Consider the following 6,650-nt stretch of genomic DNA (forward strand, 5'->3'; position numbering starts at 1 on the left):
ACAAATTACCATTTTTGAAGAAATATATGGTATTGTTTTTTATTTTTTTAAAATATAATTATTTTCCTTGATTTTAAATCTTTTTTATATTATATTATTTACCTAGCGAGAAATTTTATTTCATAGATAAAAATAAAAACTATTTGTGTATAATATGATTTCTAAATGTAAAGTATTGACAATTTCAAAAAATGGTAGTATATTCTATTTATACATAGTTTATAGAGAAATTTGTAAGCCTAAAATATTATTCACATTTTAGGTTGACTTTATATTACAATTTTGGTAAGATAGCATAGTAAAATGTCGAATGATGCAAATACAAGGAGGAAACTTAAATGAAATCAACAGGTGTAGTAAGAAGAGTAGACGAATTAGGAAGAATAGTTATTCCTATAGAATTAAGAAGAACTTTAGACATAGCAGAAAAAGATGCTTTAGAAATATATGTAGATGGTGAACAAATAATCTTAAAGAAATATGAACCAGCTTGTATATTCTGTGGAGATGCTAGAGACGTTATAAACTACAAAGGTAAAAACATTTGTAAAAACTGTCTTGAAGAAATGAGAAACGCAAGAATCTAGTTTTATAATAAACCAAATTATCCCCAATAATTTGGTTTAATAAAAAAGACCTCTATCCCCTAGAGGTCTTTTTTATTTTATTATATGTTAGTAGCTATTTTATAAACATCATTTTTTTGCATTCCACGTTCTTTAGCTACCTTCTTTATAGCTTCTTTTTTACTTAATCCTTCTTCTATATACATAACAATATGCTCTTCAACAGAAAGACTTTCCCACTTACTTTTTATTTCTTGCTCTATTTCATCTTGAGTCTTTCCTTCAACTACAAGAACGAATTCTCCCTTAACACCTTTTTCAGAGAAAAATTCAATAACTTCATCAATAGTTCCTCTAGTTATTTCCTCATGAAGCTTTGTCAATTCTCTACATGCAGAAATTCTTCTGTTTCCTAATTCTTTTCTTAATGTAGATAAAGTATTTAAAAGTCTATGAGGAGATTCATAAAATATTAAAGTTTCAGTGGCATTTCTTACTTCATCAAAAAGCTTTTTTCTTTTCTTATTTTCTCTAGATATAAATCCTCTGAATAGAAATTTAGTAGTATCTAAGCCTGAATATACTAACGCAGTTGTAATAGCTGTAGCTCCAGGTAACACCTCAAAATCATAGCCTTTTTCAATACATTTACTAACTATAACTGCTCCTGGATCTGAAATTCCTGGTGTACCTGCATCTGTTACTATTGCAACTTCTTTTCCTCCTTCAATTAAGCTTAAGATATCTTCACTTTTTCCCTGTTCATTATGCTGATGATAGCTTATTAATTGCTTCTTAATTTCAAAATGATTAAGAAGTTTTAGTGTCTGTCTAGTATCTTCTGCTGCAATTATATCAACACTTTTTAAAACTTCTAATGCTCTAAGCGTTATATCTTTTAAATTACCAATGGGAGTTGGTACTAAATATACTTTACCATTACTCATAATATCAACCTCTTCCATATATTCTTTCTATTTCATCACTGTAGCCGCCTTCATCATTATAAACATATAAAGGTGCCTCCCACTTTAAGAACTTTCCTCCATCTCTTTGTCCTTCAACAAGTACTATGTTAGGAGCCTTCTTAGTGTTAGGTTGAACCATCTTTATTCTCTTAGGTTCTATTTTATACTTTCTCATTAATGTGATTATATCTGCTAATCTCTCTGGTCTATGCACCATAAACATTCTTCCATTATCTTTTAGAAGTGTTCTTGCAGCTTTTATTACGTCTTCTAAGTTGCATAAAACTTCATGTCTAGCTATTGCAAGCTTATCAGATGGGTTTACTATTCCTGCATTATTTAGCTTATATGGAGGATTCACAGTTAATACATCAAACTTTCCTAAGTTCTTTAAAAACTCAGTATCTTTTAAATCTCCATGATGAAATTTAATAGTTTCCTCTAATCCATTTAGTTTAGTACTTCTTTCAGCCATTTCTACCATTTCATCTTGAATTTCAACACCCAAAACTTCTTTAGGATGATATTTACCAAATATTAAAAAAGGTACTATTCCTGTTCCAGTACATAGGTCAATGACTCTATATTTGTTTTTTACATTAGCAAAATCAGCTAATAAAACTGCATCTACACCAAATCTAAAGGCATCTTTCTTCTGTATTAAGTTTAGGCCTTCTAGTTGTAAATCATCAACTGATTCATCTTCATATATCTTTATGTTGTTCATAAAATCATCCTCACCAAATAATATGTATTATTTACAGTATAACATTTCTAGCAATAAAAAAGCTATGTTAAAACGAAATTGCCGTTTTAACATAGCTTGAATACTTAATAATTATAGTACTCTTCTAGCTCTCCAGAACTTATAAACAGATGATATTTTTATAACATCTCCTGTTCTTGGAGCATGAATCATTTGACCGTTACCAATATATATACCTACATGTCCATCATGTGGGAATACTAAGTCTCCTGGTTGCAGTTGATCATATGAAACTTCTACACCGTCTTTAATTTGATCATAAGTAGTTCTACCTAAGCTTACTCCTGCTGCATTTCTGAATACATATTGAGTAAATCCTGAACAGTCAAAGTTATTTGGTCCACTTGCACCGTATACATATGGTACTCCTAAGAATTGTCTTGCATAACTTAATACAGTTGATGCATCACGTGATTGAGCTGGTGCTTTAATTGTCGAACCTGCTGTTGTACCTGAACTTGAAGCTATAGTAGCTGCACCTCTATTAGTTTGAGCTTGAGCTTGTCTATTTTTTTCTTCAATATTACTCTTTGCTTTTTCTATAGCAGAATCTACACTACTAATTACTGAGCTTTGAGTTAATTGTGACTTCATAGCCTTTAAAGTTTCCATGGCTTCTTTTATTTGATCCACACTATTATTTCCATTAGTAGCTTGTGAAATCCATGGTGCTACTGAATTTTGTTCTTGTGGTAGTATGTATTGAGCTTCAAAAGACTCTTTTTCTTGCTTAACTTGAGCTAATACAACTTCTTGATCAGCTTTTTTAGCATCAGCTTCTTCTTTTTGTTTTTTTACTTCTGCATTTAACTCTTCAACTTCTTTAGCTTTGTCTTGAAGAGATGTAACTTTTTCATCTAACTTAGCTTTACTATCATTTAATTCATCTACAGCTTTTTTATCTAGATTAATTAATGTTCTAGCATTATCAATCTTACTGATTAAATCACTGAAACTATCTGCAGAGAATAGGATAGAAATATAACTAGTTTGTCCATCTGCTTTATATATTTCTCTTAATCTTTGTCCTAAAACTTCTTCTTGTTCTTGAATATCAGCTTTAGTTTGTTCTATTTCTTTATTTACGTTTTCAACTTCACCATTTATAGTTTCTATTTGTTCATTATTAGAATCTATCTTTATAACTAGGTTACTAATTTCATTATCTAAACTTTGTACTTTTTCTACTAATTCATTATATTTTGCTTCTTTTTCAGCATATTCGCTTTTTGTTGCTGAATCTACAACTTGCACTGGATCGGCACTTGCCGTTATTCCTGGTGCTAATACTGAAAATGAAAGAACTGCTGTCAGCATTGCAGCTATTACTCTTTTTTTCATTAAAATGGTCTTTTAGACCATCCCTCCCTTCGACTTATATAAAATCACTTTAATTAATTATACCATTTAACTTGAAAACAGGCAATTTACTCAACTTTCTCTACATTTATCTATCTCTTGTTAATTCTCATATATTCTTATATACTACTATATACTACTATATTCTCCTACATGTAAATATTTTCAACATCTTTTTAAAGTAATGTTCTCCAAAATCTTAAATTTATGTTTGACATTTAAAAAATATATGTATATAATATTATTTGTTACGGGGTGTGGCGCAGATGGTAGCGCGCATGGTTTGGGACCATGAGGTCGCAGGTTCGAGACCTGTCACCCCGACCATATAAAAGGTAGACGTTTTGTCTACCTTTTTTTATACACAAAAACTTATGAGGTAAAATATGAAAGAAAATATTAAAGCTACAATTTTTGACTTAGATGGAACTTTAGTGGACTCTATGTGGGTTTGGTCACAAATAGATATAGATTACCTAGCTTCAAAAAACTTAACAGTGCCACCTGCATTAAAAGATGAAATATCTCATCTTGGTTTTATAGATGTTGCTCTTTACTTTAAGAAAAGATTCAACATTGATGATGACCTTAATACAATACTTGAAACATGGAATAATATGGCCTTAGAACATTATTCACATAATGTAAAATTAAAGCCTGGTGTATTAGATTTCTTAAAATACTTAAAGAGTAATAACATAAAGATTGGACTAGCTAGTAGTAGCAATTTACTACTTATAGAATCAGTTTTAAAATCTAATGGTATATATGAATATTTCGATGCCATAACAACTACAGATGAGGCTAAAAAGGATAAAAGCAATCCAGATGTATATTTATTAGCTGCAGACAAGCTTAAAACAGCTCCTGAGGACTGTGTGGTGTTTGAAGATATAGCAGAAGGTATTAAAGGTGCAAAGCTTGCTAAAATGTCTGTAATTGCTGTTTATGATGAATCTTCTAAGGATAAAAAAGAAACCTTATCTGAATTAGCAGATGATTATATTTATGATTTTAATGAATTAATTAAATAAAAATAAGGCATGCTATTATATAGGTAGCATGCCTTATTATATTTAAAAAGAAATTACTTTCTTTCAACAGGATATTTTGCTTCTAATTCTTTTAAAACATCAAGATATTTCTTTTGTTGAGCTTCTTGAATTAATTGAGCTGTTACAGCTTCCTTAACATCCTTGAAATCTTTTTCCTTAGCATCAGTCTTATCTTCAACTAATATTAAGTGATATCCAAATTGAGTCTTAACTGGATCTGTAATCTTTCCTATTTCACTGTTAAATGCAGCTTCTTCAAATTCAGGTACCATCATACCTCTGTTGAATACACCTAAATCTCCACCTTGTTCTTTTGAAGGACAAGAAGAGTACTTCTTAGCTGCTTCTTCAAAGCTAATTGCTTTGCTTTCTATTTCATCTTTTATCTTCTTAGCTTCTTCTTCAGTTTCTACTAAGATATGCTTAGCTCTAGCAGTTGCTTCTTCAACAAAATTCTTTTTATTGTTCTTGAAGTAGTTTTCAACTTCTTCATCTGTAACTGTCACTTCAGAAAGAACTTTATTAATTGTCATTTGAATTAATATTTCCTTAGCTAACTTTTTAACAGTTTCTTTATATTCTTCAGTTTTATCTAATTGAATTTCTTCTCCTAATTTTGAGAATAATTCAAAAGATATTGTTTGTTCAAGTAATTGCTTTCTTCCTTGTTCACTATCCATGTACATTCTTTGTTGTTCTGGATATCTTGCTATTATTTCATTTAAATCATTGCTTGTTATTTCAGTTCCTGCAACAACTGCTAATACTTTATTCTCCATTGTATTTCTCCTTTTTATTTAAATATTATAAATACATTTTAGCAGTAACTATAATATATAACAACTTATAACTACCACTTAATATACTATTTTCTTTAATTTATCTCTACTGAATAAGAGCATTCAAATTCTTTACCTTGTGCTAATTCTATTACTCCTTCTTTTGTAGAAAACTCTCCTTCAAAGTCACAATAATCAGCATGACCATACCAAGGCTCTATACATAGTAATCTTGCTCCATTAAGGGGTGACCATATACCTAAGTAAGGGAAGTCTTTAAAGTCTACTGTTACAGACTTATCATTATTTACTGACTTTATACTAACTTTATTAGAGTTCAAACTCGAAAAAATAAGAGCATCATTTTTAAAGGTACCTTTCTTTAAATTAATTATATTTGTATTAACCATATAACTTTCTTTATCTCTATATAAATAGCCATCCTTAGTTAATACATTTATAGATGCATTTTCTTCATTTTCAAATTCTAGATAACAATCTTCAATAGACTCCTCACTATCTATAGGGCATCTAAATGCTGGATGTGATCCTATTGAAAAATAAATACTTTTATCATCCATATTAAATACTTTATATTGAACTTTAACTGTACTACCAGTAAGTGTATATATTGAACTTAATCTAAATTTAAATGGATAAACTTTTAATGTGTCTTTAGAATATTCCAAATCAAATCTTATTGTATCATTTGTTTTTTCTACCATATTAAAGTCTGATACTCTCGCTAATCCATGCTGTGGTAATTCGTAAATAGCATTATTAACTTTATATTTAAAATCTTTAACTTTTCCTACAATAGGAAATAAAACAGGAGCATGATACTTCCATCCACTTGGATTTCCATCCCATAAATATTCTGTATCATTTTTCTTATTAAATATAGAATTTAATTCTCCACCATAAGTGTTAATTGAAATTTTTAAATTATCATTTTCTAATACATGAACCATATTTAACCCCCTCAAAATAAACACATTTTACATAATAATTATATTTTATTTAAAACAAAAATAAAAGCACTAACATAAGTTAGTGCTTTATCTGGTGGCTCGACCTGGAATCGAACCAGGGACACGAGGATTTTCAGTCCTCTGCTCTACCGACTGAGCTATCGAGCCATATTACCTAGCAACGTC

Annotated in this window: 7 protein-coding genes and 2 tRNA genes; 3 read left to right on the forward strand and 6 right to left on the reverse strand. The window is 29.6% G+C overall.

Features of this window, described 5'->3' with window-relative positions; genetic code table 11:
• Window positions 1-338 precede the first annotated feature (338 nt).
• Window positions 339-587 (forward strand): AbrB/MazE/SpoVT family DNA-binding domain-containing protein, encoded by a 249-nt coding sequence (locus tag BM384_RS14370; RefSeq protein ID WP_090014586.1) that lies wholly within the window; start codon window positions 339-341, stop codon window positions 585-587.
• A gap of 80 nt (window positions 588-667) precedes the next feature.
• On the opposite strand, the gene rsmI is transcribed toward BM384_RS14370, so the two are convergent.
• The 3 genes from rsmI to BM384_RS14385 form a co-directional block, all read right to left on the reverse strand.
• A complete protein-coding gene (gene rsmI / locus BM384_RS14375; RefSeq protein WP_090014587.1) occupies window positions 668-1,513 on the reverse strand; it encodes a 16S rRNA (cytidine(1402)-2'-O)-methyltransferase in 846 nt (281 codons plus the stop codon).
• Between the two features lie 4 nt (window positions 1,514-1,517).
• Window positions 1,518-2,261: a tRNA1(Val) (adenine(37)-N6)-methyltransferase gene (locus BM384_RS14380; protein ID WP_090014589.1), complete on the reverse strand. Its 744-nt coding sequence runs from the start codon at window positions 2,259-2,261 to the stop codon at window positions 1,518-1,520.
• A gap of 111 nt (window positions 2,262-2,372) precedes the next feature.
• Window positions 2,373-3,641: a C40 family peptidase gene (locus tag BM384_RS14385; RefSeq protein ID WP_090014592.1), complete on the reverse strand. Its 1,269-nt coding sequence runs from the start codon at window positions 3,639-3,641 to the stop codon at window positions 2,373-2,375.
• A 269-nt stretch (window positions 3,642-3,910) separates the two neighbouring features.
• Here BM384_RS14385 and BM384_RS14390 point away from each other — a divergent pair.
• Window positions 3,911-3,986 (forward strand) — tRNA-Pro (locus BM384_RS14390).
• Window positions 3,987-4,045: 59 nt separating this feature from the next.
• The gene (locus tag BM384_RS14395) at window positions 4,046-4,693 is read left to right on the forward strand and encodes an HAD family hydrolase (protein ID WP_090014593.1); all 648 of its coding nucleotides are present in this window, start codon (window positions 4,046-4,048) and stop codon (window positions 4,691-4,693) included.
• 53 nt (window positions 4,694-4,746) lie between these two features.
• On the opposite strand, the gene BM384_RS14400 is transcribed toward BM384_RS14395, so the two are convergent.
• The 3 genes from BM384_RS14400 to BM384_RS14410 all read right to left on the reverse strand — a co-directional run bounded on the left by BM384_RS14400 (window position 4,747) and on the right by BM384_RS14410 (window position 6,632).
• A complete protein-coding gene (locus BM384_RS14400) occupies window positions 4,747-5,493 on the reverse strand; it encodes a peptidylprolyl isomerase (RefSeq protein WP_090014595.1) in 747 nt (248 codons plus the stop codon).
• Window positions 5,494-5,588: 95 nt separating this feature from the next.
• Window positions 5,589-6,464, reverse strand: coding sequence for an aldose 1-epimerase family protein (locus BM384_RS14405; RefSeq protein ID WP_090014597.1), 876 nt, complete (start codon window positions 6,462-6,464; stop codon window positions 5,589-5,591).
• Between the two features lie 92 nt (window positions 6,465-6,556).
• A tRNA-Phe gene (locus tag BM384_RS14410) sits at window positions 6,557-6,632 on the reverse strand.
• Window positions 6,633-6,650 lie beyond the last annotated feature (18 nt).

This window comes from Clostridium sp. DSM 8431, assembly GCF_900116755.1.
Lineage (GTDB): Bacteria > Bacillota > Clostridia > Clostridiales > Clostridiaceae > Clostridium.

Coding starts and splice junctions, on each gene's coding strand:
- rsmI (WP_090014587.1), bottom strand. CDS start 1,513: ATGAGTAATGGTAAAGTATATTTAGTACCAACTCCCATTGGTAATTTA.
- BM384_RS14370 (WP_090014586.1), top strand. CDS start 339: ATGAAATCAACAGGTGTAGTAAGAAGAGTAGACGAATTAGGAAGAATA.
- BM384_RS14400 (WP_090014595.1), bottom strand. CDS start 5,493: ATGGAGAATAAAGTATTAGCAGTTGTTGCAGGAACTGAAATAACAAGC.
- BM384_RS14395 (WP_090014593.1), top strand. CDS start 4,046: ATGAAAGAAAATATTAAAGCTACAATTTTTGACTTAGATGGAACTTTA.
- BM384_RS14380 (WP_090014589.1), bottom strand. CDS start 2,261: ATGAACAACATAAAGATATATGAAGATGAATCAGTTGATGATTTACAA.
- BM384_RS14405 (WP_090014597.1), bottom strand. CDS start 6,464: ATGGTTCATGTATTAGAAAATGATAATTTAAAAATTTCAATTAACACT.
- BM384_RS14385 (WP_090014592.1), bottom strand. CDS start 3,641: ATGAAAAAAAGAGTAATAGCTGCAATGCTGACAGCAGTTCTTTCATTT.